Source organism: Streptomyces paromomycinus (assembly GCF_003865155.1).
Classification (GTDB): domain Bacteria; phylum Actinomycetota; class Actinomycetes; order Streptomycetales; family Streptomycetaceae; genus Streptomyces; species Streptomyces chrestomyceticus.
On record NZ_BHZD01000001.1, the window covers coordinates 7,475,353 to 7,490,897 of the forward strand.

Consider the following 15,545-nt stretch of genomic DNA (forward strand, 5'->3'; position numbering starts at 1 on the left):
GAGGCGCGACGCGTCGCCGGCGACGCGCCGCGCCTCTCCGGTTTGTCGGCGTCACGTGTTGTGGAGTACGTACGCCCAGGCGGGCTGCTCACCGCCCGTACCGTCGACCTCGGCCAGCGCTCCCAGGACCCAATAGGTGATCTGATCTCGTTCGGAACCGCCCGGGGGCAGAATGTTCCGGGTACGCAGCCCGGTGACGCACAGCGTGACCATGGTGAGGAAATCTTCGAGGCTGTGCGCGGCGGGGAGGGCGGCGAGGTGATCCTGGCCCGGCTTCGTGGGAACGCGCAGGACATGTCCGGTGGGCCCGTCGACGACGAGCTTGCCGCCCATCCATTGACCGATCTGGAAGAAGGGCCCGGTTTCGGGGACGGGCTCGATTCCTTCGGGCCAGGAGGGCAGTTCGTCGAGAATGCCCATCTCCCAGTTGCCGTACGGGAAAAGTCCCATGCCTCCCTCGTTCATGTTCGGCAGCCCGAATTCCAGGAGGAGTTCGCGGGTTGCCGCGTGAGTGAGCCGAGCGGGGAAATCCTCGACCTCGATGGGATAGATCGCGTCCTCGCCGAACAGGGTGCTGACGTCCTCGTGGCTCGGAGTCGGCGCGCCGCTCGGACAGCTCGGGCCCGCATCGGCGTAATCCCAGCTCAGAGGCTGCTGCCGAGCGCCGAAACCGGAGCTGTCGACACTGTCCGCACCGTCCGCAGGCCGGATGGCGATCAGCCCCGCGTCGCCCGCGAAAATGACGACGTCACCCACGGCCAATGGAGTACAGGGCAGGACAAAAGCCTGCTTGCTTCGGCGGGGGGAGGATGAGGTGAACAGTTCCCGGACGAGAGCGGGCGAAGCGGAGTGGCCCGTGGCTGACGCGGGCCAGGTGAGATCCGCACGATGCTCCTGCGGAATCTCGTCGTACTCCCAAGGACCTGCGACACGGTCTCCGGTCTCCGCGTCCCAGATCGAGACGTACGGCTGCTGTTCTTCTTCCACCGTCCGCTGCTGCAAACCGGCAAGGGCGGGTCGCCCCTGCCAGCGCACCTCCGCCAGCGCGGCGAACCTCCCGGCCCGCAGATAGTGCGGATGGAAGCCGCCCGGCGGCCGCCAGTGGGCCCACTTGGCCTGCCAGGGCAGTGCCACACGGGAGGAGGCGACCGCCGACGCGAATTCGAGATCGCCGCGCGAAAGCGCCATCAAGTGCAGCCACGAAGCCCATTCCGTCTGCTGCCGCGGTGTGATTCCCCAGCCCCACAGATGAATCGCGTCGGCGGCGGCCGTGTTTCCGGGAATGAAGCACGTGCTGCTTCGTGCCGCGTCCATGAGCGCCGTCTGCGGCAGATGGGCGATGACACGCCCGTCCCGGAGGACTTCGTCGTACGTTCCCGCTTGCACGGCGTGCATGGCGAGCCCCGTGGCCGCGTACAGACCGACGGCACTGCGCCTGGACCACCCTTCGGGGTGGGCGAAATCCGGAGCCGAGCGCATCAGCCAAGCCACCATATGCCCGCTGACCCGGGACAGTTCGGCAGGTTCGGTCTCCCGGCGCAGGGCTTCGGCCAGCCCCTCGTCGACAAAGGAAACCCCGAGCGGGCCGAGCCGAAGAACCCCGGACCTTTCCCTCGCCGATTCAGCGAGTTCGGCCTCGGACGCGGCTTCACCGGTCAGCGCGGTGACCAGTTGGGCCCAGACCGGAACGGGTACGAAACGGGGCTCGGCCAGTGCCAACGCCCGCACGGCAACGGACTCCGTCACCATCGGCGGAGCCTCGACGGCTGTCGCGGACAACCGGAACACCGTCCCGGAATCGACGCGAGCCGGCAGCAACTCGGGCACCACATGGACCAGCACGGCCAACTTGCCACGCGCCAGCCCCGGAAGGGTCCCGGTCACCAACCGCTCGGGCTCGTACGACCGCCGTGTCGGCCCGGCCCGATGGGCGTTGACAACCAGCAGCAACCGCTCCTCGGGCCACGCGCCGAGCGCGAAACGCCAGTCGTCCCGCTCGTCCGCGGACAGATCGACACCGAGCGCCGTGAGGGCCTGCTGCATGACCTGCTCAGCGGTGAGACCGGTGGCGTCGACGACCACACTGCCGGGGACGTGCTCGGGTGTCTCCCGCATGACGGCCGAGGCGTCATGGCCGCCCGCAGCGACCAAAAAGGCCACATGGCCACCGTGTCCACCCGCACGCCACCATGCGCCGATACGACCGGCGGCCTCTTCCTCGGGGATCTCGGGGACCTCGGGGATCTGGGGGAGTTCGGGGGTGTCGGTGGTGGGCTCGGGCATGGTCCTCCTCAAGTGCGCGGTGGCTCGTCGACCCTACGTGTGGCTGACTGCGAATAGTCAGGCTGGGGCCGTCGCGACGCGGCGCAGCACCACGGTCCAGTCGTCCTCGCTCGGCCAGCCGGTCAATTCGGCGAGCTGCCACGTCTCGTTGCCCACCGGGAAGCTCTCACCGACGCGGAGGGTGTGATGCTGTTTCTCGGTGGCGACGGTCCTCAGCAGGACCCTGATCGAGGCATCGGACTCCCTGTAGATGTCCATCACTGCAAACCTCGCGGTGTCGGTATGCCGCTGGATCCCGTGCGAGAGATGAATGGTGTCGGCGCTCACTTCTCATCCTCCAAAGACGCGTACTGACTGCTGCAGTATTTCATGAATTCCTTGATGGTCAGCGGCTGGGGATCATCTTCGTTGTGCGGATTGCGCAACTGAATCAGACCCTTTTCGTCGACCGATACAATCTCGTAGGCATGGGAACTCAGGAGGCCCTTCGCCATCCTGTTCTCTACCCCTTTACCCTTGGGGCGGGTGCCGATGACGACCGGCCGACCGCTTTCCGTGAGCTCCCGCAGGTGGGCCAGGAGTTGCTTTTCCGGGCTGCGGCCGTTCATATCGTAATGCGTCGGGAAATCGTGGTTCTCTGCCGTGCGTCCCGTCAGCTGGGCGAGCAGCTCGGCACGGTCACCCGACGTGGAGCCCTGACCGATACGGGAGTAGCCCGTCAGCAGGTTGCCGTCGAAGTCCCTGCTGCCGGGGAACTGCAACTCGTTCTCGCGCTTCTTGTCGTCCCAGAACTGGTCCAGGCCTGCGATGGCCTTCTCCATGATCGCCGGCCAGGCCACACCCGTGTCGTTGGCGTTGGCGTAGGCGGTGGTGTTGGGGAAGTCGCTGAACACGGGTACTTCGGGAGTGACGCGCACGGTCAGGATGCGGCCGGTCGGAGCCTTATTGCCGTACTTGTCGCGCCGCACCTCGTGGAAACGGACCTCGTAATTGCCGTCCTCGGTCTCCCTGATCATGTCCTGGAGGAGATCCGGGTACCTGCTCGCGACGGCTCCCATGGTGGCGATCATGCCGCAGTCGCCGATGGAGCCCTGCTGCGTCTGCTCACGCGACGGAGGCCCGTCGAACAGTGGCACGCGCGTACCGTCGGGGCGGTCCAGCGGAGTGCCGTAACGGTCGGGCTGGAGCTCCGGCAGCTTCTTGTGGTTGCCGAAGCGCGGCTGGTCCACCTCAGTGGTGAGCTCGGTGGGCTCAGCCGTGCCCGAGTGGGTGATGGACTGCCAGATCTGCTTGAGCCGGCCTGGTTTTTTCGGCTGGTCCTCCGAGGCGGGGGAGCCCTCGCGGGACGCGTCGGCGGTTGGGGCCGGAGCACCGGTCGCCGTGCCGGCGGGGTCCGCCGGGGCGCGACGGTCCGTGCCTGCCGGATTCGACGGGGGTGTGCGGTCGGGGTCGGTGGTGGGATGTGACGGGCCCGACTGAGGCGTTTGTGCGGGGGGTGTGTGCTGGGCGCGCGTGGGGGCCGGCGGTGGGGTCTGGCCGGGATCCGCCAGCGCCTTCGCCAGGTCGTTGACGAATTTCAGGTGTTGCTGGATCTCCCGGTCCTGGACCTGTTGGCTCGGCGTGCGGTACTTGCTGAGCGCCGTCCTGATCTGCGACTCGGTCTTGCCTTCCGCACGCAGTCTGTCCCGCTCGGCCGCCTTGAGAGCCTTGAGGTCCGGGTCCGCTCGATAGGTCGTGCTGTAGTAGACGGGAACGCCGTCCATCGCCCGAGAATCGTTGATGGTCCTGGAGCAGTTGGCGTGGCCGGTGGGATGACCGGACGCGGTGTTGGGCAGACCGCAGGGCTCACGTTCGGTGTAGAGGCCCTTGACCTCGACTTTGGTCTGCGCCCGAGCTTCGCGATTCTCGTTGAGCTGGTCGATCCAATTGAGGATGTGGGATTCGGAGTGCATCGGGTCGGCGCCGTCCACGGCAGGCGGAACCGACGAATCGACGATGTAGTGACTCTCCCCGGTATTCGGGTCGAACACTTCCACGACCGCATAGTTCTTGCCGGAGAAGTCGGGCGCGTTGCTCTCCGTCTCCTCAAGCAGCCGCTTGAGGTCCTCCACGTCCCGAAGGTTCGTCCCGTCCGGGTGCGAGGCGAGTTCGCGTCGCCAGGGTGCCGCTGATTCGTGGAACTTCCCGTTGTCGTACGTGTCGTTGTGCGCGGCCGGGCCAGGGTTCACGCCGACGGCGTTGTTGGCGTGGAAGGACTGACTGATACGGGCCAGCGCGGCGATCGCGGCGTACCGTTGGCCGTCATCCATCCGCGACCACGCCGGATCAAGATGCTGCCGCAAATCACTGTCGGTGAAGTTCGTCGCCGGCATCGGAACAGCCCGGTGCGCGGCCATCGCGGCCTTGTGGGCGGCATCGGCCTGGGGGAGAGCCTGCTGGGCCTGGGCGAGCCGCTGCTCCGCCGCCGCCCGCTTGGCCTGAGCCGCCTGCTTCGCGTCGTCGGTCTTGGCTTTCCGCTCCGCGGTCGCCGCCCTGGTCCGTTCTGCCTTGGCGTCGGCGACTTCCTTCAGCGCCCGGTCATAGTCGTGTCTGGCCTCGCGTACCGACTGCGCCGACTCCGCGTGTGCCTGGCGGCGACCGATGGACTCCCGCAGTACGTCGGCCAAGGGCACCCGGGGCGGATCGCCCTGGGGCTGGGCCCACTGCCGCATCTGCGCCTGGACCGGGTCCAGTCCGATCCGATGGACGTCGTGCGCGTCTCGCAGGTCGCCCTGTGCCTGGTCCGGAGGAAGGCCCGCATACGCATCGGTCCGTGCTTCCGGGTCGGGAAGACTCTGGTTGCGCCGTTCGCGAGTGGCTTCCGCGCTGGGGTCGGACTCAGGGGGCGTACCGGCCGGGCGCTCGGGCGCTGCGTGGGCGGGCTCGGCAGGTGTGGTCCCGTTCTGGCGCTGCGTGGTGGCCTGGCTCTGCGTGGTGGGCTGGCTCTGCGTGGTGGGCTGGTTGGTGGTGTCGATGGGGCGACGGCCGGCGTCCAGCGGGATCGCGAAGACGCCGTTGTCGCCGCTGTGGAGCGGGGTGGTGCCGTGCCGGCCCGTCTGCGGGTCGGCGTAGACGATCTGGCCGTTGTGGTTGACCACGTTCCAGGCGTGGGCACGGCCGTCGGCGTTCTGGGTGATGATCACGGCCTGTGCGCCGTGGCCCTCGCTGAGGAGGGTGGACTCCAGGTGGTGGTACGCCTCGCGGCCGTCACCGAAGTCGTCGAACTCGGCGCCCAGGGCGTTCTCGATACGGTCGCGGCCGTTGGGCTCGGGGGCGTCGGCGGGGGTGCCGTCCTCGTTCGGGCTGCGGCGGGCGGCGACCGTGGGATTGCCCGCGTACGACTCGACGAACGCCAGCGAGGCGTCAGGGCAGTTGACGTCGCGACCGGACTCGTCCGGGTTCCGGCCGCGCAGATCGTCGACCCAGGTACCCTCGCGCGGGTCAGGGGCCTGCTGGAACGAGCCGTCCTCGTTGCGCGGGAATCTCTCCCGCTGCGCGCGGTTGTCGGCGTCGGTGGGATCGTCGTAGCCGTCCGGCGGGCCGGAGGGGCGCGTGGCGGTGGACGGGAAGACCGGTTCGCGCGACTCCGCTTGCTGGTCGGTGTCGGGAGGGGGCGCGGTGTCGTGGGGGGCCTGGGTGTCGTGGGTGTCCTGCGCGTTGTCGGGCTGCGGGCTGTCCTGGTCCGTCGTGTCCGAGTCCTGGCGCGTTTCCGTGTCCCGGTCCGTGGTGGAGTCCGTGTCCGGGGCGGTCTCGGACGCCTGGTCCGGCTTGGACGCCTGGTCCGACTTGGGCTCCTGATCCGGCTTGGGCTCCTGGTCCGGCGTCGTTTCGGGGGTCGGCGTCGCCTCCGGCGTTGTGGAGGACTCCGGGGTCGTCGACGGGGCGGAACCCGAGGTGTTGTTGCTGTCCGGGGTGTTCTGAGTGGACGGCTGAGGCGTCGACGGGGTCAGGAAGTACGGAGTGATCGGATTCCGGTTGGCGTCCAGCGGGGTGTAGAAGACCTCTTGGGCACCCAGGTGGATCGGGTTTTCGCTGACGACGCCTGTCTGCGCGTCGACGAACAGGACCTGGCCGTTGTGGTTGACCGCGGCGAAGGCATGGCCGCCACCGCCGGGCCAGTTGACGCCGATCACGGCTGCCGAGCCATGCCCGGCCTGCGACAGCTCGTAGGCGATACGTGCGTACGGGTTGGGGTGGTCGTTGCCCGCGTACGTGGCGGGTGCGCCGGCCCAGCGCTCCTGGTTGGCGACCGAGTCACGCTCCGCGGAGAAGGTGTTCAGGGTGCCGTCCGCGTTGAGGTCCAAGGTGCGCGGCGCGGACACCGTCGGGCGGCCGAACCATGTTTCGAGGAACGAGCGGGTGCAGTCGGCGCAGTTGTTGGACCGGCCGGGCACCCCTACGCCGCCGTCGTTCTGCAGAGCGGCCCAGTTGCCCTGCCGTGGGTCCGCGTACACCTGCGGGGTGCCGTCGGGGTTCTTCGGGTGGGCGTTTTCGAGGTACTGCTGATGGGCGGGGGCGGGTGTGGCCAGGCCCTCGAACGGGATGTTCAGGTTGTCGCGAATATCCGAAAGGCTGTCCGCCTGAGGCGGAGGCGGAGGCGCCGTCGGGTGCTTGGGTGCGTTGCCGTCAGCGGAGGGCTGGTGCTGGTCGGGCGTCTGGTGGGTGGCGTCCGGCTGCTGATGGTCCGGCTGTTGGTTGCTCGGTGCCGGCATCCCCTGGTCGTTCGGTGTGGGTGTGGGCGTGGGGGTGGCGGTGGGGGACGCGGCCGGTGACTGGTGGTCCGTCGGGCGGTTCGTGGGCTGCTCGCCGCGGGGCGGCGTGGCCGGGCGCCCGGGTGTCTCGGTGTGTGGCGTCCGGGTACGCGGCGTCTCGGTGCGCAGCGACGACGCGGGGCGGTTCTGCTGGGTGTCCCGCGAAGGCGTCGTGGGCCTGGTGCCCGGCCGTTCAGCACGCGGCGTCGTGGCGCTGGGCCTGGTGGCCCGCGGTGTGCTCGTGGGGTTGCCTGCTGCCGGCGCCTGCGTCGGGACGGGGCCGGCCGCCGGTGGGGGCATGGCTCCCGGGGCCGGCGTCGAGGGCGTTGCGGAGGGCGGGGGCGTCTGCTGCGGGATGCCCGCGTCGCCGGGCTGTGTACCGGAAGGCGGGGGCGCCATGGTGGCGACGTTGCCCATGAGGTCGAGGCTGTCGTCGTCCGGGTTGTGCGGTGTCGGTGACGACGGTGACGACGGTGTCGGCGCGTGGCCCTGGCCGGGGCTGGGGTGGGCGGTGGGCGCGGTGCCGGGCATGGCGCCGCTCGGCATGGAGACGCGGCCGCTGCCCTGGTTCTGGTTGCCGTTGCTGTTGCCGTCGTTGGAGTCGCCCGGCGTGGGGCCCTGGGCTGCTGCGGGCATGGCGGCGCCCGAATCGCGGTCGACCTGGTGCACGCCCGGTTCGGGGCGGGCGGTGTCGGGGGCCGGGGCCGGTGCGGCCTCGGAGCGGCCCGTCTCCGGCGGCGGGGACGGCATGGGCGCGGGCTCGGCGTTGCGCGCGTCCGGGATCGACGCGTCCCGCTCCGGGGAGCCATCGGCGGCACTCGGTGCGGTGCCTGGGCTCTCGATGGGCGAGGAGTTGGCGGGCATGGACGGCTCGGTGCCCGGTGCCGTGCGCGGCGGGGCGTCCGGTGTGCTGTCCGGGCGGCTGGAATCAGGGGCGGACGAGTCGTCGCCCGAAGGGCGGCTGATGCTCTCGTTGTAGGCCTGGGTGCCCACGTCGAAGGGGCTGGGCGAGTCGGATCCACGGCTCGGCGAGGACGAGAACGACGAGGGGCTCGACGAGTCCGGGCTGCCGGTGCTGTCCGTACTGCTGTCCGTACTGCCGTTGGACGGCGTACTCGGGGAAGAGGAGGGCGCACTTGCCGCCGACGGACCACCGATGTCCGGCGCCCTGCGACCGGAGTCGCCGCTGCTCGAACTCGGCGAACCACTGTGACTCGGGGAGGGGCTGGACGAACTGCTGTCGCTCGATGACGAGGTGGATGAGCTGGGCGAGTGCGAAGTATTGGAGGAGCGGGAAGAGTTGTCGGACGAACTGCTGTCGTTGGACGAAGAGGTGTTGCTCGACGGCGACGAATTGTTTGACGACGAGGACGACGAGGACGACGAAGAGGAATTACCCGACGGCGAATCATTGGATTTCGGTGAGCTGTCATTACCGGAGTCCGATGAGCCGCTGCCGCTGCCGCTGCCGTCGCCGCCGTCGTTACCCCCGTGGGTCAGTCCGTGGCGGGCGCCGTGCCCCGCGCGGGAGCCGGCGCCGTCGCGCAGGGACTCGCCGAAGGTGGAACCGGAGTTCTTCAGGGCCTCCTTGCCCTCTTCGTACCCCTTCTTGGCGGTGCGGCCCAGGTCGTAGCCCGACTGCTTGCCGAAGTTCTGCTCGACGGTCTGGGCCACCAGGTCGGAGACCATGGCTTCCAGAGCGGAGACAAAGGGTTCCTTGGCGGTCTCCAGCACCGCCTGCAATATCTGTTGGGCCACCTCTTTGAGGAGTTTGCGCAGAATCAGCCGCGTGGCGGCGGCCGCACCCAGCGCGCCGAGCTCGGACAGGCCCAGGGTGAAGGGGGCGGCGGCCTGGGCCGCGATGATCTCGACGGCCAGGATGACCAATTGGGCGATCACCGCCACCTTCAGCCCGATGATGAGCATCGCCGCGGCGTCCAGGCAGATGGCGATCAGCTCGGCGCCCTGGCGGGCGTCGTCGAAGTAGCCCGAGCCGCCGCCGAACTTCTCCCAGGTCTTGTGGAAGCCCTCGATGGAGTCGCCGGCGTTCTCGGCGAGGACGTTGCCGGCGGCGCTCACGCCACGGACCTGGAGACTCTGTACATCGGCGGCGAACTGGCGCCAGGTGTTGGCGCATTCCATCATTTTGTCTTCGTCGCCGGTGGGCCACTCGAAACCGCACATTTCGAGAACCCACTCAAGTGCGTTCGGCAGCATCAAAGCCATGACGAAGAACCCCCGTTGTCGCCCATGTAATGCGTGTCGCCCCGGCCCTGGGGGCCGACCGACCCCGTCCGCCTCAGCGCCGGCGGACGGGTCCTGCTTCTCTGCTGCTGCCGGAGGCGCCGTGCGGAGCCTCGTGCGTGTTCGACCGGCCTGCGTCAGTGCAGAGCCATGCCCATGTCAGAGCCTGAGCCTACCCAACGGCCCTTGTGGCCCTGCGACTCATGCCGTCGTCAGGCAGCGGCCCTAGCCAGGAGGCCGGCGCAGGCTGCGGTACAGCTCGATCGCGGAGTCCGGCGGGAAATTGGGGACATAGGTGACGGCTCCGTCGATTTTTGAGATCACCATGTGACTGCCGCCCAACGGCGCCTGAATGCCGGGCGGCGGCGGGGGCATGACGGCGTGCACGAGAAAGCCGAGGTCGAACTCCGCCACCTGCAAGGGCGCCGGATTTCCTTCCGGATCCAGTACTTCGAACCGGGCGCGAGCGGCGGCCAATGCCTCTTCGGCGGTGGTGGGGGCGGGCTGTACCGGTTCCGGCGCGTCGGGTTGCGACACGGACTCTCTCCTGTCAGTGAACTGTCGGTGAACTGTCGGTGAAGGGGCCCCTGCGGGGCAGCAGATGCGGTCATACGGCTGAACTCGGATTCGGCGCCCGCGACCGTACTGCTGTGGCGGCCCCGCAACCCCGCACGGTCGTCACCCGCCCCCCTCCGGGGGCGGACTGCGTCACCTGGTCGTGGACTTCGGACCCCGTATCTCGCCGGCGAACTGCTTCTCCGGCTTCTGCTCCTTGATCAGGGCCTCGGTGAAGTCCTCGTTCTCCTCGTGGTTCTTCGCCATGCGCTCCAACGCCCTGCCTACTTCGTCGAGCTTGGTGGCAAGGTGCTTCATCGAGTCCGTCATGCCGTCGCGCAGACCTTCGTAGACCACGCCGAACTTCTCACCGAGCTCGTCGTCCCCCCACGGCGGAGTGCCCTGCTTGTCGCTGAAGGTGGTCAGGCCCTTCCAGGCGTCCTGGGCGACACTGGAGAACGTCGTCTCCTTCGGCGCTTCGCCGCCGCCTCCGCCGCCGTCGCCCTGTGCGGCCAGGCCGTTCCTCAGCTTGGTGGTCGCCTGGTGGAAATCCCTGGCGATCTCGGAGAAGTTCTTCCCCTCGACCTTCAGCATGTCCGCGTTGCTCTGGAACCCGTCGCCCATGAGTGTGCCCCCGTTCACCGTCCGGCCTCGTCGAGTGGCCGGTTCACGCCTGTCTCATGTGAGTGCCAGGGTATCCGGAGGCACTGACAAACCCTCAACCCCGCAGCGTCACAGTGCTGTCCCGGAGCGCCCGGACGACCGTCAGGGAAAGCCTTTTGGGCGGGTGTATTCCTATTGGTCACGAGTTCGGTCGCGCGGTGGGAAAACCTGGCCCGGAACCCCGACAGAACAGTCACCACTGCGCACCCTGGATCGCCCCCGCCACGTAAGCGGCAGGTGCTGTGGCCGGTATGTGACCGTGCCAACCCGGCCTTCCCTGCGTCACCATTGACGCGAACGGGCCGATCCGTACCGGGAGGCGTCATGAGGCTGGGTAAAGCGCTTGCTGTCGGTTTCGCGGAGGAGGACGTGGAGTGCACGGAAGGCGTGCCGTGCGCGGCGGAGGCGGTCGTGGAGACGGCGCTGCCTGACGAGGCGGTGGCCGACGGCGTGCCGGAGCGGCGGGACCCGGTGCCGGCCGGGCGATGAGGCTGCGGCTGCCGGAGGAGCGGCCTGCCACGCCGCCCGCGGGGTTCAAGCTCGCGCATCCGGTGATCTCCCATGACGGGACGCGGACCGGGTTCGCCGGGGTGTCGCTCGGTGGGGCGCTGCCGTACGGGTTCGTGGATGAGGCCCGCTGTGTGTACGGGCGGCGCCACCGCTGCCCGGCCCTGCGCTGTGACTGCGGTTTCTACTGCCTGCATACGGTCGAGCAGGCGTTGGCCCTGGTGTGTGCGAGTGAGTACCGCAGGGCGGTGCTCCTGGAGGTCACCGTGCTCGGGGCGTACATCCGCTTCGAGCGCGGGATGCGGTACGAGCGGCAGCGGGTGCGGGTGGCGCGGGTCGGCGCGTGTGCGTGCGGCCGGATGCCGTGTGCGTTCGCGGATGCGGGGTGGGGGCGTACGGGCTGGCGGGTCCTGACGGCCGTGTGCGCGGAGTGTGCTGCCCGGCGTGGGCGTACGGCGTTCGCGCGGTGGACGGCGGTGAGCTTCGCGGAGTTCGTACGGTGCGGGGGCGGGGCGCTGCGGATCGTGGCGGGTGGGGAGCCCGAGGCGGGGGAGGAGGGCAGGCAGGAGGTGCCGGCCGAGGTGCGGTCGGTGCCGGAATTGGCTGCCGAGGCTTCGCTCATGCAGGCCCGGCTGGACTGGTTGCAGCGGCAGCTGGCGCGGTTCACCGGTGGCGGCAAGGTTTCGTAACCGGATTCGTACCGTACGGAGACGGACGCCTGTCCCCAGCCAACTACGCTGACCGGCATGCGCGATCTTGTGGCGGGAACGGGGTACCTCGGGAAGGGGCAACGATGGGTTGCCCGGCACGGCCGGTGGTGGGGGTTCGGGATGATTCCCGCGCTCATCGCTCTCGTGCTCTACGCGGGGGCGCTGGTCGCGCTGGCCTTCTTCGCGGGGGACCTCGCGGCCTGGGCGACGCCCTTCGCCGACGGCTGGGGATCGCCCTGGCAGGGGCTGCTGCGCGGGCTGTTCGTCGCGCTGCTGTTCGCGGGCGGGCTGCTGCTGTCCGTCCTGACCTTCACGGCCGTCACGCTGCTGATCGGCGACCCGTTCTACGAGTCGCTGTCGGAGAAGGTGGAGGAGAGCGAGGGCGACTGCCCGCCGGGTACGGGAATGCCGTTGTGGCGGGAGCTGTGGGTCTCGCTCAGGGACAGCGTGCACGTGCTGGTGCGGGCTGCCGGGTTCGGGCTGCTCTTCTTTGTGCTGGGTTTTGTGCCGGTGGTGGGGCAGACCGTGGTGCCCGCGATCGGGTTCTGCGTGTCGGGGTTCTTCCTGACGGTGGAGTTGACCTCGGTGGCGATGCAGCGGCGCGGTATTCCGGTGCGGGAGCGGCTGCGGATGCTGCGCGGGCGTAAGGGGCTCGCGGTGGGGTTCGGTACGCCGTTGGTGCTGCTGTTCCTGGTGCCGTTCGTGGCGGTGTTCCTGATGCCGGGCGCGGTGGCGGGGGCGACGCTGCTGGTCCGGGACCTGACGGCGGAGAACGAAGCAACGGAGGCGGCGCAGGGTCCGGAGGAGGCTACTGCTGCGCCGTCTTCAGGGCCGACGCCAGCTCGCTGGTGATCCCAGGGCCTGCTGCCAGCAGGGGCGCGCGGACCGGTCCGGCGGGCAGCCCGAGCACGTTCAGCAGCGCCTTGGCGGTGACCGCGCCGGGGTGTTCGGTGCCCGTCATCGCTTCGATGAGCGGTACGAGGCGGAGGTAGCGGCGCGTGGCCCCGGCCGGGTCGCCCGCGTCGTACGCGTCGAGGGCCGCCCGTACCTCCCGGGGCGCGGCGTTGGCCACCGTGCTGACGCAGCCGACGGCGCCCATGGCGCGCAGGGGGAGGGTCTGCTCGTCGCAGCCCGCGTAGTAGGCGAGGCCGGTCGTGGCCAGTACCGTCGCGCTCTTCATGAGGTCGTACGCGCAGTCCTTGACGCCCTGGACTCGTGGGTGTTCGGCGAGTCGCCGCAGCGTGTCGGCGGTGAGTGCGGTTCCGGAGCCGGTGCGGCCGGGGATGTCGTAGAGCATTACGGGGAGGTCGGTGGCGTCCGCGACCGTACGCAGGTGGTGGGCGACGGCCTCCTGGCCGGGGCGTGAGTAGGCGGGGGCGGCGACGAGCAGGCCGTGGGCGCCGGCCCGTTCCGCGGTGCGGGCCAGCTGGACGGTGTGCCGGGTGTCGCTGGTGCCGACCCCGGCGGTGATCCGCGCCCGGTCGCCGACCGCCCCGACGACGGCCCTGATCAGGGCCTCCTTCTCGGCGTCGGTGGTGGTGGGGGACTCGCCGGTGGTGCCGCTGAGGACGAGGCCGTCGCAGCCCTCGCCGACCAGGCGGGCGGCGAGGCGCTGGGCGCCGTCGAGGTCCAGCCCGCCGTCGGTGCGGAACGGGGTGATCATGGCGGCGGTGGTGCGGCCGAAGGGCGGTGGGGACGGGACGCCGCTCGCCGAGGTCGAGATCGAGTTCGAGGTCGAGATCGGTGTCGAGAACGAGATCGAGGTCATGGAGCGGAGTCTGGCCCCACCGCTGTCTTCAGGTCTACTTAGTTGTTCTGGAGTAAATGATTAGTAGTGCTACGGCTTCAGTCGCAGCACCTGCGGGTCGTGGTCGCTCGACTGGTCCGCGTACTCCGCGTTGATGTGGACGATGTCGTAGTCCACGCGGCGCAGGTGGCGGCTGGTGAGCATGTGGTCCAGAACCTGGGAGTTGCCCTGGTAGACGTAGCCGTAGCGCTCGCCGCGCGGCAGCCGGTCGACGAGGTCGGTGAGGACGCCGCCGGCGGTCAGGGTCTTGAGCGCGGGCGAGAACTGGAAGTCGTTGAGGTCGCCGGCCACCACCACGTCGGCCTTCGGGTCCACCCGCAGCACGTCCTCGACGAAGGCGTGCACGGCCTGCGCCTGCTGGACGCGCTGGGTCTCCGACGTACGGGCCGGGGGCTGGAAGCGGCTGTCGAGGCCCTGGTCGCCGCCCTTGGAGTTGAAGTGGTTGGCGACGACGAAGACCGGGCGGCCCCGGAAGCAGAACTGCCCCACGAGCGGCTTGCGGCTGTTGGCCCAGGCCGCGTTGCCGGGGTCGATGCGGCCGGGCGAGGCGGAGAGGCGGGGCTTGCCGGGCGAGCCGGTCACCTTGACGGGGGTGGTGGCGTCACCCCCGGCGACATCCGTGAACGAGACACGGGCGGGGTTGAAGAGGAACACGGTCCGGATGTTGCCGCCGGGCTGACCGCCGTCCTGGTTGTTCACCGGGTCGATCTGCCGCCACGCGTAGGAGGGGCCGCCGGCCGCCTTGACGGCGTCGGTGAGCTGCTTGAGCGTCGCGTCCGCGGAAACGGTTCCGTCGTTCGTGGGGCCGTTGTCGTCCTGCACCTCCTCCAGCGCCACGACGTCCGGCGACGCGAGGTTCTTCACCAGCGCCTCGGCCAGCCGCGCGAACTTGGCGGGCGGGGTCTTCGGGGAGAGGTTCTCGACGTTGTACGTGGCCACGGCCAGCTCGTCGGCGCGCTGCTTGCGGGTGGTCTCGCGGGCCGGGCCGCGGTCCTCCAGCGTGCCCAGTTCGGTGGCGGCGATCCCGTATCCGCCGAAGTTGTCGTAGTCCAGCGGGCCCGCGGTGGTGCCGGCCAGCCGGTCGCCGGTGTCGGCCACGGGGAAGGGCCGCTGGGCGAAGGGGATCAGTGAGGTGATCTTCACGCGGCCGGGGTTGGGGTCCTGGTACGAGCCGTACAGCGCGCCGCCGCGCACGGTGCGGCCGTGGCGGGGCTCCGCGGTCGCCCACAGCTCGTTGTGGGTGCTGGTGGGGCCGACGACGGAGGCGTCGGCGAGCGAGACCCGCATGCCTTCCAGGGACTCGTAACGGTCCAGGGCGTACGCGTTCGGGCGCAGCCGCAGGTTCTCGATGCTCTTGCCGCCCGCGGCGGGGGCGTAACGGTCCGGCACGGACGATGCGTTGAGCTTGAAGGCCGCCGGGAGCGGGTTGCCGGAGGACGCCACGGTCCAGGTGGCGTCGGTGATCTCGGTGACGGACTGGAGGCCGGCCTGCTCGCCGCCCGGGTAGTACTCGCTGACCGTGCCGGAGACCCGTACGGAATCGCCGACGGCGGCCTTCGGCGTCTGCTTGCCGGTGAAGACGAAGATCGCCTCGCTGGTCGCCGGGTCGCGGTCCGGCCGCGAGTCCTGCACCCAGAAGCCGCGGGCCGAGCCGAAGGCCCGTACCGCCGTGACCGTGCCGGGCACGTCGGTGACCCGCTTGCCCGCGAAGGGCGAGAGCCGGGTCGTGCCCTGGATGTCGTGGATGCGGGTGACCGCTGCGGAGGCGGTCTGGGGTACGGCGAGCAGCCCGCCGGTCAGGGCGGCGGCGACCAGCGCGGTCAGCGTGGCGGGCCGGCGCAGGGCGCGGCGCCGGGATGTGCGGGACGTACGGTGCGTACGGTTCGGATCGTGCGACGGTATCTGCGCGGACACGGAGAGCCTCCGGAAGGCGGGCGAGGGTGGGGAACAGCGGGCGAAAGGCGTGAACGCGGCGGAGCGGAAACG

Annotated in this window: 11 protein-coding genes; 4 read left to right on the forward strand and 7 right to left on the reverse strand. The window is 69.8% G+C overall.

The genetic code is table 11. From position 1 onward, the window contains the following. Positions 1-51 precede the first annotated feature (51 nt). The 5 genes from OEIGOIKO_RS32155 to OEIGOIKO_RS32175 all read right to left on the reverse strand — a co-directional run bounded on the left by OEIGOIKO_RS32155 (position 52) and on the right by OEIGOIKO_RS32175 (position 10,496). A complete protein-coding gene (locus tag OEIGOIKO_RS32155; RefSeq protein ID WP_125056982.1) occupies positions 52-2,283 on the reverse strand; it encodes an SUKH-4 family immunity protein in 2,232 nt (743 codons plus the stop codon). A gap of 57 nt (positions 2,284-2,340) precedes the next feature. Beyond that, on the reverse strand, positions 2,341-2,610 hold the full coding sequence (locus OEIGOIKO_RS32160; RefSeq protein ID WP_125056983.1) for a DUF6406 domain-containing protein: 270 nt from the start codon (positions 2,608-2,610) through the stop codon (positions 2,341-2,343). Then, positions 2,607-9,299 (reverse strand): toxin glutamine deamidase domain-containing protein, encoded by a 6,693-nt coding sequence (locus OEIGOIKO_RS32165; RefSeq protein WP_125056984.1) that lies wholly within the window; start codon positions 9,297-9,299, stop codon positions 2,607-2,609. Before OEIGOIKO_RS32165 ends, OEIGOIKO_RS32160 begins: the two co-directional genes overlap by 4 nt. A gap of 243 nt (positions 9,300-9,542) precedes the next feature. Further along, positions 9,543-9,854: a hypothetical protein gene (locus tag OEIGOIKO_RS32170; RefSeq protein WP_246177668.1), complete on the reverse strand. Its 312-nt coding sequence runs from the start codon at positions 9,852-9,854 to the stop codon at positions 9,543-9,545. A gap of 171 nt (positions 9,855-10,025) precedes the next feature. After that, positions 10,026-10,496 (reverse strand): hypothetical protein, encoded by a 471-nt coding sequence (locus OEIGOIKO_RS32175; RefSeq protein WP_125056985.1) that lies wholly within the window; start codon positions 10,494-10,496, stop codon positions 10,026-10,028. Positions 10,497-10,859: 363 nt separating this feature from the next. Between OEIGOIKO_RS32175 and OEIGOIKO_RS41905 the strand changes: the two genes are divergently transcribed. The 3 genes from OEIGOIKO_RS41905 to OEIGOIKO_RS32185 are packed head-to-tail and all read left to right on the forward strand — an operon-like array spanning position 10,860 to position 12,604. Next, positions 10,860-11,024, forward strand: coding sequence for a hypothetical protein (locus OEIGOIKO_RS41905; RefSeq protein ID WP_170251931.1), 165 nt, complete (start codon positions 10,860-10,862; stop codon positions 11,022-11,024). Further along, positions 11,021-11,731 carry a hypothetical protein gene (locus OEIGOIKO_RS32180; RefSeq protein WP_125056986.1) on the forward strand — a complete coding sequence of 237 codons (711 nt, stop codon included), beginning with the start codon at positions 11,021-11,023 and terminating at the stop codon, positions 11,729-11,731. Before OEIGOIKO_RS41905 ends, OEIGOIKO_RS32180 begins: the two co-directional genes overlap by 4 nt. Before the next feature lie 57 nt (positions 11,732-11,788). Further along, positions 11,789-12,604 carry an EI24 domain-containing protein gene (locus tag OEIGOIKO_RS32185; RefSeq protein ID WP_246177669.1) on the forward strand — a complete coding sequence of 272 codons (816 nt, stop codon included), beginning with the start codon at positions 11,789-11,791 and terminating at the stop codon, positions 12,602-12,604. Here OEIGOIKO_RS32185 and dapA read toward each other — a convergent pair. Then, entirely contained in the window at positions 12,561-13,415 is an 855-nt protein-coding gene (dapA, locus tag OEIGOIKO_RS32190; RefSeq protein WP_246177671.1) for a 4-hydroxy-tetrahydrodipicolinate synthase, read from the reverse strand. The genes OEIGOIKO_RS32185 and dapA overlap by 44 nt on opposite strands. Between dapA and OEIGOIKO_RS43200 the strand changes: the two genes are divergently transcribed. Further along, complete coding sequence (locus tag OEIGOIKO_RS43200; RefSeq protein WP_246177673.1) at positions 13,414-13,584, forward strand: hypothetical protein; 171 nt, start codon at positions 13,414-13,416, stop codon at positions 13,582-13,584. The two genes, dapA and OEIGOIKO_RS43200, sit on opposite strands and share 2 nt — an antisense overlap. Positions 13,585-13,589: 5 nt before the next feature. Here the strand turns inward: OEIGOIKO_RS43200 and OEIGOIKO_RS32195 are convergent, their stop codons facing one another. Continuing rightward, entirely contained in the window at positions 13,590-15,401 is a 1,812-nt protein-coding gene (locus tag OEIGOIKO_RS32195; protein WP_371859034.1) for an endonuclease/exonuclease/phosphatase family protein, read from the reverse strand. Between the last annotated feature and the right edge of the window lie 144 nt (positions 15,402-15,545).

Bases quoted from the DNA above. Each gene is read 5' to 3' on its own strand.
- OEIGOIKO_RS32155 (WP_125056982.1), bottom strand. From the start codon at position 2,283: ATGCCCGAGCCCACCACCGACACCCCCGAACTCCCCCAGATCCCCGAG.
- OEIGOIKO_RS32165 (WP_125056984.1), bottom strand. From the start codon at position 9,299: ATGGCTTTGATGCTGCCGAACGCACTTGAGTGGGTTCTCGAAATGTGC.
- OEIGOIKO_RS32175 (WP_125056985.1), bottom strand. From the start codon at position 10,496: ATGGGCGACGGGTTCCAGAGCAACGCGGACATGCTGAAGGTCGAGGGG.
- OEIGOIKO_RS41905 (WP_170251931.1), top strand. From the start codon at position 10,860: ATGAGGCTGGGTAAAGCGCTTGCTGTCGGTTTCGCGGAGGAGGACGTG.
- OEIGOIKO_RS32180 (WP_125056986.1), top strand. From the start codon at position 11,021: ATGAGGCTGCGGCTGCCGGAGGAGCGGCCTGCCACGCCGCCCGCGGGG.
- OEIGOIKO_RS32185 (WP_246177669.1), top strand. From the start codon at position 11,789: ATGCGCGATCTTGTGGCGGGAACGGGGTACCTCGGGAAGGGGCAACGA.
- OEIGOIKO_RS43200 (WP_246177673.1), top strand. From the start codon at position 13,414: ATGGCGGCGGTGGTGCGGCCGAAGGGCGGTGGGGACGGGACGCCGCTC.
- dapA (WP_246177671.1), bottom strand. From the start codon at position 13,415: ATGATCACCCCGTTCCGCACCGACGGCGGGCTGGACCTCGACGGCGCC.